Origin of the sequence: Streptomyces sp. NPDC088157 (assembly GCF_044741545.1) — a bacterium.
In the GTDB taxonomy this organism is placed as follows: domain Bacteria; phylum Actinomycetota; class Actinomycetes; order Streptomycetales; family Streptomycetaceae; genus Streptomyces.
In genome coordinates this window covers 179,764-196,680 of record NZ_JBIUSU010000008.1, presented here as the reverse complement: position 1 = coordinate 196,680, position 16,917 = coordinate 179,764, and the positions used below count along the sequence as shown (strand labels likewise).

The 16,917-nt window shown below is 73.1% G+C and carries 13 protein-coding genes and 5 tRNA genes; 12 read left to right on the top strand and 6 right to left on the bottom strand.

The window, feature by feature from the left end:
• Positions 1–36: 36 nt before the first annotated feature.
• The 7 genes from ACIPFH_RS30585 (at position 37) to ACIPFH_RS30555 (ending at position 10,563) form a co-directional block, all read left to right on the top strand.
• Entirely contained in the window at positions 37–870 is an 834-nt protein-coding gene (locus ACIPFH_RS30585; protein ID WP_401831429.1) for a MetQ/NlpA family ABC transporter substrate-binding protein, read from the top strand.
• A gap of 168 nt (positions 871–1,038) precedes the next feature.
• Positions 1,039–1,677: a GNAT family N-acetyltransferase gene (locus tag ACIPFH_RS30580; protein WP_401831426.1), complete on the top strand. Its 639-nt coding sequence runs from the start codon at positions 1,039–1,041 to the stop codon at positions 1,675–1,677.
• 96 nt (positions 1,678–1,773) lie between these two features.
• Complete coding sequence (gene cbiE, locus ACIPFH_RS30575) at positions 1,774–2,997, top strand: precorrin-6y C5,15-methyltransferase (decarboxylating) subunit CbiE (protein WP_401831425.1); 1,224 nt, start codon at positions 1,774–1,776, stop codon at positions 2,995–2,997.
• Between the two features lie 445 nt (positions 2,998–3,442).
• A complete protein-coding gene (cobT, locus tag ACIPFH_RS30570; RefSeq protein WP_401831423.1) occupies positions 3,443–7,987 on the top strand; it encodes a nicotinate-nucleotide--dimethylbenzimidazole phosphoribosyltransferase in 4,545 nt (1,514 codons plus the stop codon).
• Positions 7,988–8,136: 149 nt separating this feature from the next.
• Positions 8,137–9,369: a uroporphyrinogen-III C-methyltransferase gene (gene cobA, locus ACIPFH_RS30565; RefSeq protein ID WP_401831421.1), complete on the top strand. Its 1,233-nt coding sequence runs from the start codon at positions 8,137–8,139 to the stop codon at positions 9,367–9,369.
• 64 nt (positions 9,370–9,433) lie between these two features.
• A complete protein-coding gene (locus tag ACIPFH_RS30560) occupies positions 9,434–10,288 on the top strand; it encodes an RNA methyltransferase (RefSeq protein ID WP_356261901.1) in 855 nt (284 codons plus the stop codon).
• 143 nt (positions 10,289–10,431) lie between these two features.
• Positions 10,432–10,563, top strand: coding sequence for a hypothetical protein (locus tag ACIPFH_RS30555; protein WP_401831419.1), 132 nt, complete (start codon positions 10,432–10,434; stop codon positions 10,561–10,563).
• Between the two features lie 26 nt (positions 10,564–10,589).
• Here ACIPFH_RS30555 and ACIPFH_RS30550 read toward each other — a convergent pair whose 3' ends face one another.
• The gene (locus ACIPFH_RS30550) at positions 10,590–11,951 is read right to left on the bottom strand and encodes a protein kinase (RefSeq protein ID WP_401831913.1); all 1,362 of its coding nucleotides are present in this window, start codon (positions 11,949–11,951) and stop codon (positions 10,590–10,592) included.
• Between the two features lie 611 nt (positions 11,952–12,562).
• Between ACIPFH_RS30550 and ACIPFH_RS30545 the strand changes: the two genes are divergently transcribed.
• The 3 genes from ACIPFH_RS30545 to ACIPFH_RS30535 all read left to right on the top strand — a co-directional run bounded on the left by ACIPFH_RS30545 (position 12,563) and on the right by ACIPFH_RS30535 (position 14,284).
• A complete protein-coding gene (locus tag ACIPFH_RS30545) occupies positions 12,563–12,757 on the top strand; it encodes a hypothetical protein (protein ID WP_351762250.1) in 195 nt (64 codons plus the stop codon).
• Between the two features lie 216 nt (positions 12,758–12,973).
• Positions 12,974–13,909 (top strand): phosphotransferase enzyme family protein, encoded by a 936-nt coding sequence (locus ACIPFH_RS30540; RefSeq protein WP_401831910.1) that lies wholly within the window; start codon positions 12,974–12,976, stop codon positions 13,907–13,909.
• A gap of 81 nt (positions 13,910–13,990) precedes the next feature.
• Positions 13,991–14,284, top strand: coding sequence for a zf-TFIIB domain-containing protein (locus tag ACIPFH_RS30535; RefSeq protein WP_356261896.1), 294 nt, complete (start codon positions 13,991–13,993; stop codon positions 14,282–14,284).
• Between the two features lie 55 nt (positions 14,285–14,339).
• Here ACIPFH_RS30535 and ACIPFH_RS30530 read toward each other — a convergent pair.
• The 5 genes from ACIPFH_RS30530 to ACIPFH_RS30510 all read right to left on the bottom strand — a co-directional run bounded on the left by ACIPFH_RS30530 (position 14,340) and on the right by ACIPFH_RS30510 (position 14,800).
• Positions 14,340–14,411, bottom strand: a tRNA-Val gene (locus tag ACIPFH_RS30530).
• Between the two features lie 34 nt (positions 14,412–14,445).
• A tRNA-Val gene (locus tag ACIPFH_RS30525) sits at positions 14,446–14,517 on the bottom strand.
• Positions 14,518–14,542: 25 nt separating this feature from the next.
• Positions 14,543–14,614 (bottom strand) — tRNA-Val (locus ACIPFH_RS30520).
• Between the two features lies 1 nt (position 14,615).
• A tRNA-Cys gene (locus tag ACIPFH_RS30515) sits at positions 14,616–14,689 on the bottom strand.
• A gap of 38 nt (positions 14,690–14,727) precedes the next feature.
• A tRNA-Gly gene (locus ACIPFH_RS30510) sits at positions 14,728–14,800 on the bottom strand.
• Between the two features lie 189 nt (positions 14,801–14,989).
• Here ACIPFH_RS30510 and ACIPFH_RS30505 point away from each other — a divergent pair.
• Positions 14,990–16,060: a chorismate-binding protein gene (locus tag ACIPFH_RS30505; RefSeq protein ID WP_401831416.1), complete on the top strand. Its 1,071-nt coding sequence runs from the start codon at positions 14,990–14,992 to the stop codon at positions 16,058–16,060.
• Positions 16,057–16,878, top strand: coding sequence for an aminotransferase class IV (locus tag ACIPFH_RS30500; protein WP_401831414.1), 822 nt, complete (start codon positions 16,057–16,059; stop codon positions 16,876–16,878). The genes ACIPFH_RS30505 and ACIPFH_RS30500 overlap by 4 nt, the downstream gene beginning before the upstream one ends.
• Positions 16,879–16,917: the final 39 nt, after the last annotated feature.

The window sequence follows — 16,917 nt, the reverse complement described above, 5'->3', positions numbered from 1 at the left end:
CGCGGGGCCGCAACACCCTCAGGAAAGGCACTTTTCGTGCGTAACACCACCAAACTCACCGCCGCAGTCCTCGCCGTCGGCGCCCTCACCCTGGGGCTCACCGCCTGCGGCTCGGAGAAGGACTCCGGCTCCGCCTCCGACACCAGCGGTCCGCTGGTCGTCGCCGCGAGCCCGACCCCGCACGCCGAGATCCTGAACTTCGTCAAGGACAACCTGGCGAAGAAGGCGGGACTCGACCTGGAGGTCAAGGAGTTCACCGACTACGTCACGCCGAACACGGCGACGGAGGACGGCTCGGTCGACGCCAACTACTTCCAGAACCAGCCGTACCTCGACGACTTCAACAAGAAGAACGGCACCCACGTCGTGCCCGTCGTCACGGTCCACCTGGAGCCGCTCGGCCTCTACTCCCACAAGGTCAAGAGCGCCGACGCCCTGAAGAGCGGCGCCACCGTCGCCGTCCCGAACGACAGTGTCAACGAGGCCCGCGCCCTCAAGCTGCTCGCCGCGAACAAGCTCATCACGCTCAAGGACGGCGTGGGCAACGACGCGACCCCCTCGGACATCACCGAGAACCCGAAGAAGCTCAAGTTCAAGGAGCTGGAGGCGGCCCAGACCCCGCGCTCCCTGGACGACGTGGACGCCGCCGTCATCAACGGCAACTACGCCATCGAGGCCGACCTGAAGCCCGCGTCGGACGCCCTCGTACTGGAGTCCGCCACGGACAACCCGTACGGCAACTTCCTCGCCGTCAAGGACGGCGACGAGGACGACCCGCGGGTGAAGAAGCTGGCCGAGCTCCTCACCTCCGCCGAGGTCAAGAAGTTCATCGAGGACAAGTACGACGGCTCCGTCATCGCCTCCTTCTGAACACACCGGCCGACCGGGGAACCGACGGCCGCGCACGGGGTCCGCGCCTTCGTCCGGTGCGGACCCCGTGGTGTGGTTCCGGGTCACATGCTGCATGCTGGGCAGTTCAGCGGGCCCTGACGGACCGGCAGGTCACACCCCGAAGTTTCGAAGGTTACGGAGCGGCGCATGACGAGCACCTTCCCCACCATCTCCATCAGCACGGAGCGGTTGGTGCTGCGTCCCTTCGACGAGGACGACGTGCCCGCCCTGGCCGACATGATGAACGACGAGCAGGTCGCGGCCTGGACCGCCGCTCCCCAGCCCTACAGCGAGGCGGCCGCCCGCCGTTGGATCACCGACCACGCGCCCGCCGAACGCACCGCGGGCCGCGGCCTCGACCTCGCCGTCACCGAGTTCCTCACCCAGCGCCTGGTCGGCGTCATCCAACTCGCCAAGACCAACTGGCACGTGCGCTCCACCGAGCTGTCGTACATCATCGCGCCCTGGGCGCGCGGCGAGGGCTACGCCTCCGAGGCCGCGCTGGCCACCGCGCAATGGCTGTTCAACGACCAGAAGTTCGAGCGGATCGAGCTGCGCACGGCCGCCGACAACACCGCCTCCCAGCAGGTCGCCCAGAAGATCGGCTGTATCAGCGAGGGCGTGCTGCGGGGCGCCTGCATAGCGCGCGCCCGCACCGAGGACGGCACCTGGACCGACGTGCGCACCGACTACATCGTGTGGAGCCTCCTCCCGGAGGACCTGGACGGTGCCGGGGAGCACTTCGCGGAGAGCGGCGGTTTCACGTCGTACACCGACTGGAACTGACCCCCGGGCCGGTGCCACCACCGTTGCCGTGACCCGCCGAACAGGTACCCTCACGGAGCCCGCTGCCTGCGTGAACCCCGGGGGAGACTGACGACGATGGCCGACCGCGTCACGGTGATCGGCTGGGACGGTTCGCCGCTGACCGCAGCGGCCCGCTCGGCCCTGGGAGCCGCCACCCTGGTGGCCGGCGCCCCCCACCATCTGGCGCTGTCCGAGGTGCCGCCCGCGGCGGAACGCGTCCGGCTCGGCAGTGTCTCCCTCGCCGCCCGCCGCATCGCCGGCCACCGCGGCACCGCGGTCGTCCTGGCCGACGGCGACCCCGGCTTCTTCGGCGTCGTACGGACCCTGCGCGCACCCGAGTTCGGCCTGGAGGTCGAGGTCGTCCCGGCCGTCTCCGCCGTCGCCGCCGCCTTCGCCCGGGCCGGCATGCCCTGGGACGACGCCCACGTGGTCGTCGCACACCGGCGCACTCTGCGCCGTGCGGTGAACGTGTGCCGCGCCCACACCAAGGTCGCCGTTCTCACCTCCCCGGGCGCCGGCCCCGCCGAGCTCGGCCTGCTCATGGAGGGTGTGCACCGCACGTTCGTCGTCTGCGAGGAACTCGGCACCACCCGCGAACGGGTCAGCGTCCTCACCTCCGACAAGGCCGCCGACCACACCTGGCGCGACCCCAACGTCGTCATCGTCATCGGCGGCCCCACCGGGCCGGTCGTCTCCGGGGACAGCGGCTGGATCGCCGGCCGCGACCCGAGCGCCGGCCCGCGGGGCTGGGCCCTGCCCGCCGAGGCGTACGGCGGGGGACTCGGCGAGGGGGAGGCGGAGCTGCTCCGCGCCGCCCAACTCGCCCGGCTCGGCCCGCGCGTCGGCGACCTCGTCTGGGACATCGGCTGCGGCAGCGGCGCCTTCGCGACCGAGGCCGCGCGGGCGGGTGCCGCCGTCATCGCCGTCGACCGGGACATCGAGGCGTGTGCCCGTACCGACAGCTCCGCGCGCCGCTTCGGCGTCCAGCTCCAGATCGTCCACGGCACCGCCCCGCACGTCCTGGAGAACCTGCCCGAACCGGACGTCGTCCGGGTCGGCGGCGGGGGAGCGGCCGTGGTCTCCGCGGTCGCCGACCGCCGTCCGCAGCGCATCGTCACCCACGCCGGGACCCGCGACGCCGCCGAACTCGTGGGCCGTGACCTGTCCGAGCACGGCTACCGAGTCGAGTGCGCCCTCGTCCAGTCCGTCGAACTCGACACGCGGGCCTGGACGGAGCGGGAACGGAGTGTCGCGTTCCTCCTCACCGGAGAAATCGTGCGGAGCGCATCGCCTCGCTGAGGCCGCGGACGAGCGACGAACGCGAGACGGTCGGGCCGTGGTGGGGCCGTGGCCGGGGCCTTCACGACCGTCGATCGTGACCCCCCGCGCCCTCCCCGTGATCCTGTTGTCGTACCGCGCGCGGTAGGCTGGCCGATCGTCGTACTGCTTCCGTTCGCCCGGCACTTCGTCGGCCAATGTCCGGAAAACACATCCCTTTTGGGGTGGGTGTGGTACGGCAGAACCGGAGGGCGCGCAACGTGGCGCAGTCCACAGCGGGGCGTCGCGGATCAAGCTGTCGCGACGCGGCTACGACCGGGACAATGCCACTGAGTGGCTTTGTCGCTTTTTCGGGCGGGTCGTTCGTGCCGCTGGGCACGGACGCTCGTTCTTCACTGGGGGCGGTCGGTGCGCCGCTCCGGGTGAGCAGGTCGTAGAAGCACTAACCGATGGGCGAGGGGTACGCATGACCGACACCGGCCAGGTTCCGGGCGAGGGACTGCCGGAGAACGCAGGCATGGTGGAACAGCCGGGCGCCCCCGCGCACGGCGCGTACACCTACCTCTCCGAGACCACCGCCGAGGACGAAGACCTGTTGCTGCTGCCGGGTGCCCAGAGTGCGTGGGGCAACGAGGTGGCGCCGCCCGCCCCGGAGCCGGTGGTCGAGGCGGTGCACGAGCCGGGCCCGCACGAGACGGCCGGCCGCGACAGCGGTTCGGTGGACCTCAGCGCCGTCCGCCTCCCCGGCCCGTCGGCGCCCCAGGCGGCCCCGCGCCGCCCTCTGCACCTCGGCCCGCCGATCCCCGACACCTCCGCCAGCCCGGTCCGGTCCCTCGCCGACCGGGGTCCCGCCGGCGCGCCGGTACGACAGTCCGGTCCGCCCGCGTCCGGTCCCGAGTACCTCGACGTCCCGCACCTGCGCGAGATGCCCCCGCAGGGGGCGTCCCCCTGGGGCGCCGCGCAGGCCACGGCCCAGGTGACAGCCCAGGAGCCGGTCACGCACGGGGTGACGGCCGCGGAAACGGTTGTTCCGGCGCCCGTCGCGACGTCGCAGCAGTCCGAGCCGGCCGGCGCCGCCCAGGCCGTCGTGGCCCGGGTGGCGACCGAGGCGATCGCCGCGACCGCCCCACAGGAGTCCCAGGATGTCCAGGAGGCCGAGGCCGCGTACGCCGCGAGTCCTGGTGGTGGAATGCCCAGGCCCGGGCGGACTGCCTCGACCTATGGCGTGGTCGACCCCGGTGAGTTGCTCGGTGCCGCGATGATGGCGGAGGCGGAACAGCTTGCTCCCGCCGTCGCGGCCGGGGACTGGGGGCAGGACTCGGCCGCCGTTCCCTTCTCCGGCGACGACGCGGCCGTGAACGTCGGCGCGGTGCCGGCCGCCGGAGTGCCGGTCCAGGCGGCGCAGGCACCGGAAGTGACCCCGGACGTCGAGGCGGCGTACACGGAGCGGGCTGTCGTCCCCACCGATGGCGCCCAGCCGACCGAACCGATCACGACCGAGGTGGCAGAAACCACCGAAGTGGCAGAAGTGGCTGAGCCGGCAGAAGCGGCTGCGGTGGCAGAACCGGCTGAGCCGACAGAAGCCGTCGACGTGGCAACACCGGCTGAGGTGGCAGAAACCGCTGAGCCGGCAGAAGCCGTCGACGTGGCAGGGCCGGCCGGGACGGCGGTGCCGAGCCGGGCGGCCGAGGTGGCACAGGTGCCCGACTCTACGGAGATTCCTGAGGCGAACTCCGTGGAGGCAACTTCCGGTCAGGTGGTCGAGGTCGTTCCGTCGAGCCCGGCCGACGACCTTCGGCAACCGGAGCCCCAGACCCCCGAGGCAGCCCAGGAGCCCCACGTCGAGCTCGGCGGCACGCCGGCCGAAGCCCACGAGGCACCTGCCGCGGAGGGCGTCCCGAGCGCGGAGGGCGTCCCGAGCGCGGAGGGCGTCCCGAGCGCGGAGGGCGTCCCGAGCGCGGAGGGCGTCCCGAGCGCGGAGGGCGTCCCGAGCGCCGAGGTCGTTCCCGCATCCGAGCCGGTCGAGGCCCTTGAGTCCACCCCCGAGTCCGGATTCGCTCAGGCTTCCGAGCCCGCGGCGACGGTGACCCCCGACGAGGCCGAACCGGTGGCACCCGCTCAGGAAGCGGCCGTCCCCGCGCCCGAGGCCGGCACCGCGAGCACGTCCGTCGAACCGGAGGCCCCCGCTCCGGCGCCTGTCGACGTCGCCGAAGCCGTGCATCCGGTCGACACGTCCGTGGCGCCCGCCGAGGGCGCCCGCGTCGACTCGGCCGCGCAGCAGGCGGAGCCCGAGTCGGCCCCGCCGGTGGAGCCTGCTGCGGACCAGCCCGTCCAGCCGGTCCCGGACGCTCAGTCGGTGCCGCAGCCCGACCCGGAGCCGCAGCCGGTGGTGGAGCCGCAGTCCCAGGCAGCGGATGCCTCGGACGAGACCCCCGCCCCCTCCGTCCACATTGCGGCCCCCGTATCTCACGTTCCGGAAGTCGCGCCCTCGGAGACGGCCCCGCACCCCGCACCCGAATCCGCAGCCCTCACCGAAGAGCCGGAGCCCGTCCCCGCGGCAACCCTTGCGGAGCCGGAGCCGGAGCCGCAGCCGCAGCCGCAGTTGGAGCCGCAGCCGCAGCCGCAGCCGCAGTCGGAGCCGGTGACAGGTGAGTCGCCCGTCGGGGCACCCCCCGTGGAAGCCTCCCCCGAGCCCACGGCGGTCCCCTCGGACACCGTGGACGCCTCCGTCACCCCGCAGCACGCGCCCGCGCACCCGCAGCCGGTCCAGGCTCCGGTGACCGCTCCCGCGCCGCTCGCGGACGCACCCGGCGCGGAACTCCCCTCCGTCGCCTCCTCCTTGACGCAGCCGGACCGGACAGACCAGCTGGGCCGGACGGACCGCCCGGAGCCGTCGGACCAGCCGGAGCAGCCGGAGGAGCCCGTCGCGGACCAGTCCCAGGGCCGGTTCACGCCGGTCGAGGGCACGGTGCCCACCGCCCCGCACCTCGCTCCGACCCCGCCGCACCCGCTCGCGCTTCCCACGGACGAGCCGGTCCCCGACACGGTGGCGGAACAGCCGCGGGCCGCCGACGCGGGCGAAGCGGGACCCGCGCCGGCCGACGCCACGGTTCCCGCTCCGCGCGCCGCCGACCCCGCTCCCGCCCCGGCGATCCCGGACGCGGAGCACGAGACCCACATCGACCCCGATGTCGCACAGAGCCCGGAGGACCTGCGAACCAGGGCCGCCGACCAGGAAGAGAGCCCGGCCGCAGTGGAAGAAGTGCACGAGTCCACCGGCCCCGCCGCGCCTGCGTACGACGACGCCGAGCGCGAGGCGGTCCTGAAGGTCATGCGCGAGCGCCGGGACATCCGCAACGGTTTCCGCTCCGACCCGATCCCGCACGAGGTCCTGCTGCGCGTCCTGGAGGCCGCCCACACCGCGCCCTCCGTCGGCCACTCGCAGCCCTGGGACTTCGTCGTCATCCGCTCCGCCGACACCCGGCGCGCGATGCACGAACTGGCGGTCCGCCAGCGTGACGCGTACGCGAAGTCCCTGCCCAAGGGCCGGGCGAAGCAGTTCAAGGAACTGAAGATCGAGGCCATCCTCGACACCCCGGTGAACATCGTCGTCACCGCCGATCCGACCCGGGGCGGCCGGCACACCCTCGGCCGGCACACCCAGCCGCAGATGGCGCCCTACTCCTCCGCGCTCGCGGTCGAGAACCTCTGGCTCGCCGCCCGCGCCGAAGGACTCGGCGTCGGCTGGGTCAGCTTCTTCGACGAGCGCGAGATGGTCCGCGCGCTGGGCCTGCCCGAGCACCTCGAAGTGGTCGCCTACCTCTGCGTCGGTTACGTCGACGAGTTCCCGGACGAGCCCGAACTGATGCAGGCCGGGTGGGCCAAGCGCCGTCCGCTGTCATGGGTCGTCCACGAGGAGACGTACGGCCGTCGCGCGCTGCCCGGCGAGGACCCGCACGACCTGCTCGCCGAGACCGTCGCCAGCGTCCGCCCGCTCGACGCCAAGGCGCTCGGCGAGGCCTGGGAGCGGCAGAAGCGCATGACGAAGCCGGCCGGGGCGCTCGGCATGCTGGAGATCATCTCCGCGCAGCTGTCCGGCCTGTCCCGGCAGTGCCCGCCGCCGATCCCGGAGCCCGCGGCCGTCGCGATCTTCGCCGGTGACCACGGTGTGCACGCGCAGGGGGTCACCCCGTGGCCGCAGGAGGTGACGGCCCAGATGGTCGCAAACTTCCTCGGCGGGGGAGCGGTCTGCAACGCCTTCGCCACCCAGGTGGGCGCCGAGGTCTGCGTGGTGGACGTGGGCGTCGCCGCCGACCTCCCCGCGACCCCCGGTCTCCTGCCGCGCAAGATCCGCGCGGGCACGTCGGACATGACCACCGGCCCCGCGATGACCCGCGAGGAGGCCAAGCAGGCCATCGAGGTCGGCATCGAGACCGCCCGCGACCTGGTCGCGGCCGGCAACAAGGCGCTGCTCACGGGCGAGATGGGCATCGCGAACACCACGGCGTCCGCGGCCCTCATCTCGGTCTTCACGGGCGCCGACCCGGCCGAGGTCACCGGCCGCGGCACCGGTATCAACGACGAGACCCTCGCCCGCAAGACCGAGGTCGTGCGCCGCGCCCTGGATCTCCACCAGCCGGACCCGGCCGACCCCATCGGCGTCCTGGCCGCGATCGGCGGCTTCGAACACGCGGCGATGGTCGGCCTCCTCCTCGGCGGCGCCTCGCTCCGTACGCCCGTGATCCTGGACGGCGTCAGCGCCGGCGCCGCCGCCCTGGTCGCCCGTGCCATCGCCCCCGAGGTCCTCGCGGCCTGCATCGCGGGCCACCGCAGCGCCGAACCCGGTCACGTGGCCGCCCTGAACAAGCTGGGCCTGCGTCCCCTGGTCGATCTCGACCTCCGCCTCGGCGAGGGAACGGGCGCCCTGCTCGCCCTGCCGCTGGTGCAGAGCACGGCCCGCGCGATGCACGAGGTGGCGACGTTCGATTCGGCGGGTGTGACCGAGAAGTAGGGCCCGCCACGGGGCCGACGGGCATGCGCTTGTGCTGCCCCCGGCCCCGCCGCATGCTGAAGCCACCTCTAAAATGCGCACGTCAGGGCCGCTCCAGAGCCGCAGCGCCCACCCTCTGCTCTCTGCCCCTACGAGGAGCCGCACCCCTCATGGCCGAACACCCCGCCTACCCCGTAGGTCTCCGCCTCGCCGGCCGCAGGGTCGTCGTCCTCGGCGGCGGCCAGGTCGCCCAGCGCCGTCTCCCCGCGCTGATCGCGGCAGGCGCCGACGTCCACCTCGTGTCCCCCGGGGCGACCCCCTCGGTGGAGGCGATGGCGGACGCGGGCGAGATCACCTGGTCGAAGCGCCCGTACGCCGACGGCGACCTCGCCGAAGCCTGGTACGCGCTCATCGCCACGAGCGACGTCGAGGCGAACGGCCGGGCCTCCGCCGAAGCGGAGGCGCACCGCGTCTGGTGCGTCCGCTCCGACGACGCCGACCAGGCCACCGCCTGGACCCCGGCGACCGGCCACAGCGAGGGGGTCACGGTCGCCGTGCTCACCACCGACGCCCGCGGCCGAGACCCGCGCCACACCGCGGCCATCCGCGACGCGGTCGTCGAGGGTCTGCGCGACGGCACCCTCGTCGCCCCCCACCACCGCACCCGGACCCCCGGAGTGGCGCTGGTCGGCGGCGGTCCGGGCGACCCGGACCTGATCACCGTCCGCGGCCGGCGCCTCCTCGCCGAGGCGGACGTCGTCATCGCCGACCGGCTCGGCCCGCGCGACCTCCTCGCCGAACTCCCGCCGCATGTCGAGGTGATCGACGCGGCGAAGATCCCCTACGGCCGGTACATGGCCCAGGAGGCGATCAACAACGCGCTGATCGAGCACGCCAAGCAGGGCAAGTCCGTCGTCCGCCTCAAGGGCGGCGACCCGTACGTCTTCGGCCGTGGCATGGAGGAGCTCCAGGCCCTCGCCGAGGCCGGTATCGCCTGCACGGTCGTGCCGGGCATCTCCAGCTCGATCTCGGTGCCGGGCGCGGCCGGCATCCCGGTCACCCACCGGGGCGTCGCCCATGAGTTCACGGTGGTCAGCGGGCATGTCGCCCCCGACGACGAGCGTTCCCTGGTCGACTGGCCCTCCCTCGCGAAGCTCACCGGCACGCTGGTGATCCTCATGGGGGTCGACAAGATCGGGAGGATCGCCGAGACGCTCGTCGCGCACGGGAAGTCACCCGACACCCCGGTCGCCCTCGTCCAGGAGGGCACCACGGCCGCCCAGCGCCGCGTCGACGCGACCCTCGCCACGGTCGCCGAGACGGTCCGCACGCAGGAGGTCAGGCCCCCGGCGGTGATCGTCGTCGGCCCCGTCGTCGCCGTCGGCTCGCGGACCTCCGAGTAACCGCGGGTAACACAACCGTTCCGAGCCGTTGGCACCGCACCCAGGACAAGGCAGTATCACCCCTGTGGCCGATCTCATCACCGTTGAGGACCCCGACGACCCGCGCCTGCGCGACTACACCGGCCTGACCGACGTCGAGCTGCGCCGCAAGCGCGAGCCCGCCGAGGGCCTGTTCATCGCCGAGGGCGAGAAGGTCATCCGCCGGGCCAAGGACGCCGGGTACGAGATGCGCTCGATGCTGCTCTCCGCCAAGTGGGTCGACGTCATGCGCGACGTCATCGACGAGCTCCCGGCACCGGTCTACGCCGTCAGCCCGGAGCTCGCCGAACGGGTCACCGGCTACCACGTCCACCGAGGTGCGCTGGCCTCGATGCAGCGCAAGCCGCTGCCGGACACCGCCGGACTCCTCGTGACCGCCCGCCGGGGTGTCGTCCGCGGGGATCGGCAGGACGGCGCGGGCGAGCGTGTCGCGATCTTCGAGGGATTCGTCGATCACGCGAATCTCGGGGCCGCCTTCCGGAGCGCCGCGGCGCTCGGCATCAAGGCGATCCTGCTGTCACCGGACTGCGCGGACCCCCTCTACCGGCGCGCGATCAAGGTGTCGATGGGCGCCGTCTTCTCCGTCCCGTACGCCCGTTTCGACGCGTGGCCGGCGGGCCTCGACGTCGTGCGCGACGCCGGGTACGACATCCTCGCGATGACGCCGGACGAGAAGGCGACCCCTCTCGACAAGCTGGATCCGGAACGCTTCGACAGGTGCGCCATCATGCTCGGTTCGGAGGGACACGGACTGTCCACCTACGCCCTGCGGGCGGCGGACGAGTGGGTGCGTATCCCCATGTCCGCCGGGATCGACTCCCTCAACGTGGCCGCCGCCTCCGCCGTCGCGTTCTACGCGACCCGGCCCAGGCCCGTCTGAGCGACGTGCCGGACGGCGCCGACGTGAGGGCCGGACAGAGGCGACGCCGGCCCTCGTCCGCGAGCATCCGCGGTCAGCGCTGGTGGCACTCCCCGTGTCCCTTGACCCACTGGTGCTCCCGGTGGCCGGGAACACAGGCCCGTGTGGCCGACGGCGACCCAGATGCCTTCACCCACGCCATCGGCGCGCCCGGTGGGACGGGAACCGTCGAACCGGCCGGCGGCTCGCCACAGCCCATCACCCGGCCCCTCGGCATCGTCCCCGTCACCGCCTGACGCGGCACCGAGGGGGGAGCGCCGGGTCAGTCCCCGAGCGGGTCGCCCTCATGCGGCCGCAGATGCTGCTGCTCGTGCCGTACGACGCCGTCGTTGCCGCCGAGCCCGCGCGCCGGACCCTCGCAGCCCTGGACGACGGCGATGCCGAGCGCGACCAGCAGCGTCACCACGACGAACACGAACAGCCGCTGGCGCAGCAGACGCGGGTTGGCGGGCCGCCGCCCGCTCCCCGTGGTTCTCGGCCCCGGGCGCCCGGCCCCACCGCGGGACGCCGGCCGACTGCCGCCTCCGGGACGGGTGCTGCGCGAGGGAGCCGGCCGGGCCGCGGACCGCGACGACGGAGCACCGCCACTGCGTGCGGCACCGCTCCCGCGAGCCGGCGCTCCGCCCCGCGAAGGAACCGGACCGCGCGCGGACGGCGCCCCGCTGCGGGGCGGCGTGGCACCGGGACCGGACTGGTGGCGCAGCGTGCGCTCCGGGTGACCGGTCTCGGAGAGCCGCCCCGTGGGACGGTCCGCCTCGGCCGCCCGGGGCGCCGGAGGACGTGCGTCCGCCAGACCCTGGGCCTCCCGGGTCGCGATCTCCTTCAGGCGCAGGGAGAGATCGAGGGTGCTGGGCCGCTCCTCGGGGTCCTTCGCCAGACAGGCCCGCACCAGCGGGGCCAGCGCGTCCGGTACGCCGTGCAGCTGCGGCTCCTCGTGCACCACGCGGTACAGCATCACCTCGGAACTGCCGTGCCCGAAGGGCGAGTCGGCCGTCGAGGCGTAGGCGAGCGTGGCGCCGAGCGAGAACACGTCCGTGGCGGGGGTGACCAGCGCCCCGCGCACCTGCTCCGGCGCGAGGAACCCGGGAGAGCCGACCGCCGTACCGACGTGCGTCAGCGTGGAGGCGCCCGTCGCCCAGGCGATGCCGAAGTCGATGATCCGCGGGCCCTTGGGGGAGAGCAGGATGTTCGAGGGCTTCAGGTCTCGGTGCACGACGCCGGCCTCGTGGACGGCGACGAGCCCCTCCGACAGCGCGGCCCCGATCGAGGCCAGCTCGGCGGCACCGAGCGGCCCCTCGTCGTTGACCTTGTCATGGAGGGAGGGCCCGGGCACGTACTGCGTGGCGAACCACGGCCGGTCGGCGTCCAGATCCGCCGCGACCAGCCGCGCCGTGCATCCGCCGCGGATCCGCCGGGCGGCCGACACCTCGCGCGCGAACCGCGACCGGAACTCCTGGTCCTCCGCCAGATCGGGCCGGATCACCTTCAGCGCGACCCGCTGGCCCTTCTTGTCGGAGCCCAGATAGACGACGCCCATCCCGCCCGCGCCGAGCCGTCTGTGAAGCCTGAACGAGCCGACGACGCGCGGGTCCTCGCGCCTCAGGCGCATCATCGCCATGTTCATCCCCGCTGCCCGGTCCGTGTGACGTGGCACAGCTTACGTTTCCGCGGCCGTTCGCGCGCAGAGGCCGCGCCCTCTCGTACCGATCGATTGTCAGGGTCCGCCGGGAGACTTGAAGGGTGGTCAGCAGGCCTGCGAGCAGGCAGGTTTTGGCGGACCGACGACCTCAACCACCGCTCACGGAGGGCGGGTTGTCCCTGGGGAGGGTGACCCCGCCGGGAGCGGTGCCGACGCCGGCGACACGACGCGCACCCCGGGGGCGGCGGCCGGCCGGGCGGGCGGCCGAGCGGATACGGGGGTGCGTCGCAGGGTGCTGGAAGTGAGTGAAGTCACGCCGGGGCCCCGTCCCACCCGTGAAGCGATGCGGGAAAACCGGACCGGACCGGACAGCCCCTCCGGGAAGACCCCGAGACCCAGGACCATGTCTCCACCCAGGGGAGTACTCCGCAGGTCATGGCTCATCCTCCGGGAGGCCCGGCAATCGGTACGAGGGCATGACGCCCGGCGGCGGCCACCCGCCTAGATTTGAGGTCAAGCGGCGGGTGCAGCACTCGTCCCCCGAGGTCAGACACCCGCCGCTGCCAACGACAACTGATCAGGTCAGGAGAGGGACCATGGCCCTTACGGCACCGCGGACGATGATCCGCACACAGGGACGCGGCACGCGTCCCCGTCGCACGGGCCGCCGCCACCCCCTGGTGGCGACGCTGATGGCCCTTCCCCTGGCGGTCCTGCTCCTCGTCGTCTTCGACGGCTGGGAGACAGTGGCCACACAGGCGTCGTCCGTGGGAGTGATGCTGGGGCGCTGAGCGGCGACCCCAGGCCCGGAAGAGCGGTCCGGGCGGGGACATCCACCCATGAAACCCCGTGGGGACGGGGGTGCGGCGGACGGCAAATGATGCAGGCGCAGCTGGGGAGCTGCGCCTGCATTGCTTTTCCCCCGCCCGCGACCTCGGTGAGCTCGGCTGCGTACCCTCGCGGGCAGACCCGACCGCCGCCGCCCAGGGAGCCCCGTGACCAGCCCCGTGACCGCGCATCCCCTGCTCGCCGAGCTCACCCTCCGAGCCGGGGCCCGGGCCCACGAGGGCACGTCGGCCTGTCCCTGCGGCGGGGCCACCCTCGCCGACCGCCCCGACGCCACCGTCGTCCGGCATGCCGCCACCGTCGCGAAGGCGCACGCCCCCGACACCGACCCGGCCGGCCTCGCCCCGCGCCTCGCCCTGGCCGCCGGCCTCCCCGGCATCCTCCTGCCGCCGCTCACGCCGGCCGCGACCCCGCTGCACGGCCGTCTCGTCACGTTCTGGCCGTACGGCACGCCGGTGGACCCGGACGACCCCGACGCGGCTCCCTGGGAGGCCGCGGGCATCCTGCTCGCCCGTCTGCACCGCACGCCCGCCCCGGCCGCTCTGCCCGCGATGCGCGGCCCCGCCAAGGCGGCCCACGCCGTGGCGCGTCTCCGCGCGGCCGGGCCGCACGCCGCCGTCGCCCCGGTCCTGAGCGCCTGGCGCGCGCTCCCCGCCTGGGCCCGCGCCGAAGCCCCCATGCCCGACACCACCACCCTCTGTCACGGCGACCTCCACCTCGGCCAGCTCGTCCGCCACCCGGCTCCGGACGGCCCCTGGCGCCTGATCGACGTCGACGATCTCGGCGTCGGCGTCCCGGCCTGGGATCTCGCCCGCCCCGCCGCCTGGTACGCCTGCGGTCTGCTCCCGCCCGAGGAGTGGAGCCGTTTCCTGGCCGCCTACCGGGCCGAGGGCGGCCCCGCCGTCCCCGAGGAGGGCGACCCCTGGCCCGCCCTCGACGTACCGGCGCGCGCACTCACCGTGCAGGGTGCGGCACGGACCGTCACGAAGGCGGTGGTGCAGGGCCGGGCGCTGGACGAGGTCGAGCAGTGCCTCGTCGACGCCTGTGCCCGAATGGGTTTCGTCCCCCCGCGGTTGGCGGCGGATTCCGCGAAGTAGGGTGCAACCGACCGCAGCCGGACAGTGTCTGTCCTGGCGGTACGCGAAACAGCACCGACCGGCGAGGAGTTGAGCCGAACCATGCAGTGCCCGAAGTGTCACGCTCAGATGCACACGTACAACCGCAACGGCGTCCAGATCGAACAGTGCAGCAACTGTCGTGGGATCTTCCTCGACTACGGCGAGCTGGAGGCGCTGACCCGAGTCGAGTCCCAGTGGTCCCAGCCGGCTCCGCCGCCCCCGGGCGCCCCGCAGGCGTACCCCGCCGCCCCGGCCGCTCCCGCCTGGGGCGCCCCGCACGGCGGCGGTCACGGGGGTCACTACGGCGGCCACCACCGCCAGAAGAGCTTCGGCCACATGCTGTTCTCCAGCTGAACCGGCATCGACAAGAAGCCCCCGACCGCGAAGGCGGCCGGGGGCTCTCGGTGTGTGGACGATACTGGGATTGAACCAGTGACCTCTTCCGTGTCAGGGAAGCGCTCTCCCGCTGAGCTAATCGTCCGCGGGATCACGACGCGAAGGCCGTGTGCACTGCGTGCGCGATACTGGGATTGAACCAGTGACCTCTTCCGTGTCAGGGAAGCGCTCTCCCGCTGAGCTAATCGCGCGGGTACGGATCTTGAACAGATCCAGTGGACGATACTGGGATTGAACCAGTGACCTCTTCCGTGTCAGGGAAGCGCTCTCCCGCTGAGCTAATCGTCCTTGGAGGTGGAGACGGGATTTGAACCCGTGTAGACGGCTTTGCAGGCCGTTGCCTCGCCTCTCGGCCACTCCACCAGGAGTGTAGGGGACCGGGAGGACCCCTTGTTCCTTCGAGCGGACGACGAGGCTCGAACTCGCGACCTCAACCTTGGCAAGGTTGCGCTCTACCAACTGAGCTACGTCCGCCTGTCGGTTCGGTCGGCTCTCGCGTCCCGGCGACGTGTTGAACTCTAGCGGATTCCCGGGCCAGTACAAAAACGCGTTTGTGCAGCGTGCTGCGCTGTGTCTACGCGCGGACCTGGTCAGGGCCCCCGGCCGGGACATGCGGGACAGGCCCGAACCGCGTCCCGGGAGCGCCGCCATACACTCGACCACGTGCCCGACCTCCCTCCCTTCGCCCGTTTCGGCACCCGTGTCGCCACCGGCCTCCTCGACGTGACCAGCGATCCCGCGGCCCTCGACACCGCCGGATTCTGGGCCGTCTGTGCCGACTTCGAGGGCCGTCCGGTCTGCGCGCGCTTCGCCGACGTACGCGAGGAGGCCGTCCCCGCTCCCGTGCCCGGGGCGTGGCGAGGACCCTCGGCCGGTGACTGGACGTCCTCTCTCGACCACGCCGCGTACACGGCCGGTGTGCGCCGCGTCCGCGAGCACATCGCGGCCGGCCAGGTGTACCAGGCCAACCTCTGCCGCGTCCTGACCGCGCCGGTGACGACCGACGCCGACGTGGACGCGCTGGCCGCCCTGCTCGCCCGGGGAAACCCGGCGCCCTATGCAGGAACGATTCGCCTACCGGCTCACGGCATCGAGACCGCCACCGCGTCGCCCGAACTGTTCCTGCGCCGCGACGGCCGGGTCGTCGAGTCCGGGCCCATCAAGGGCACCGGACGCACCGAGGCGGACCTCCTCGAGAAGGACTACGCCGAGAACGTGATGATCGTGGACCTCGTCCGCAACGATCTGGGGCAGGTCTGCGCCACCGGCAGCGTGACCGTCCCCGACCTGTGCGCCGTCGAGAAGCACCCGGGCCTCGTCCACCTCGTGTCCACGGTCCGCGGCGAGCTCCGCGACGGCGTCGGCTGGCCGGAACTGCTCGGCGCCGCGTTCCCGCCCGGCTCGGTCACCGGCGCCCCCAAGTCCAGCGCCCTGCGGATCATCGACGCGCTGGAGACGGCGCCCCGCGGCCCGTACTGCGGCGGCATCGGCTGGGTCGACGCCGACCGGGGGACGGGCGAGCTGGCCGTCGGCATCCGCACCTTCTGGATCGACCGGGCGCCCGAGGGCTCGGCGGTGCTGCGCTTCGGCACCGGCGCGGGCATCACCTGGGGTTCGGACCCCGAGGCCGAGTGGGCGGAGACCGAGCTGAAAGCCTCCCGGCTGCTCGCGATAGCGTCGGGGGCGTACGAGGCCACGGGAGCGTACGAGGCCGAGGGAGAGGGACTGACGTGAAGATCTGGCTCGACGGCGGGCTGCAGGACAGCGAGGCCGCCCGCGTCTCCGTCTTCGACCACGGACTGACCGTGGGCGACGGCATCTTCGAAACGGTGAAGACGGTGGACGGCGTGAGCTTCGCGCTGACCCGCCATCTCGACCGGCTGACCCGGTCCGCGCGCGGTCTCGGCCTGCCGGACCCCGATCACGACGAGGTCCGCCGCGCCTGCGCGGCCGTCGTCGAGGCCAACCCGATGCCGCTCGGCCGGCTGCGCATCACCTACACCGGCGGATACGGCCCCCTCGGCTCGGACCGCGGCGAACAGGGTCCCACGCTCGTCGTCGCCCTCGGCGGGACCACCCGGCGCGCCGACTCCACAGCCGTCATCACGGTCCCCTGGACCCGCAACGAACGCGGCGCGCTCACCGGCCTGAAGACGACTTCGTACGCGGAGAACGTCGTCGCCCTGGCCCGCGCCCATCAACACGACGCCACCGAGGCGCTGTTCGCCAACACCGTCGGACAGCTCTGCGAGGGCACCGGGTCCAATGTGTTCGTCGTCCTGGACGGTGAGATCCACACCCCGCCGCTCTCCTCCGGCTGCCTCGCGGGCATCACGCGCGAGCTGACCGTCGAGTGGACGGGCGCCAAGGAGACCGACCTGCCGCTGGACGTGCTGGAGCGGGCCGAGGAGGTCTTCCTCACCTCCACCCTGCGCGACGTCCAGGCCGTCCACCGCGTCGACGGCCGCGAACTGCCGGGCGCACCCGGGCCGGTGACGGCCAAGGCGATGCGGATCTTCACCGAGCGGGCCGGCGACGACCTCGACCCGTGAGCACGTGAACTCGTGGGTCCGGGACCGCAAGGGCCCGGG

What these genes read in the sequence shown, in the direction of transcription:
- ACIPFH_RS30550 (WP_401831913.1), bottom strand. Translation starts at nt 11,951, where the DNA reads ATGAACATGGCGATGATGCGCCTGAGGCGCGAGGACCCGCGCGTCGTC.
- cobT (WP_401831423.1), top strand. Translation starts at nt 3,443, where the DNA reads ATGACCGACACCGGCCAGGTTCCGGGCGAGGGACTGCCGGAGAACGCA.
- ACIPFH_RS30580 (WP_401831426.1), top strand. Translation starts at nt 1,039, where the DNA reads ATGACGAGCACCTTCCCCACCATCTCCATCAGCACGGAGCGGTTGGTG.
- ACIPFH_RS30535 (WP_356261896.1), top strand. Translation starts at nt 13,991, where the DNA reads ATGCAGTGCCCGAAGTGTCACGCTCAGATGCACACGTACAACCGCAAC.
- ACIPFH_RS30545 (WP_351762250.1), top strand. Translation starts at nt 12,563, where the DNA reads ATGGCCCTTACGGCACCGCGGACGATGATCCGCACACAGGGACGCGGC.
- cbiE (WP_401831425.1), top strand. Translation starts at nt 1,774, where the DNA reads ATGGCCGACCGCGTCACGGTGATCGGCTGGGACGGTTCGCCGCTGACC.
- cobA (WP_401831421.1), top strand. Translation starts at nt 8,137, where the DNA reads ATGGCCGAACACCCCGCCTACCCCGTAGGTCTCCGCCTCGCCGGCCGC.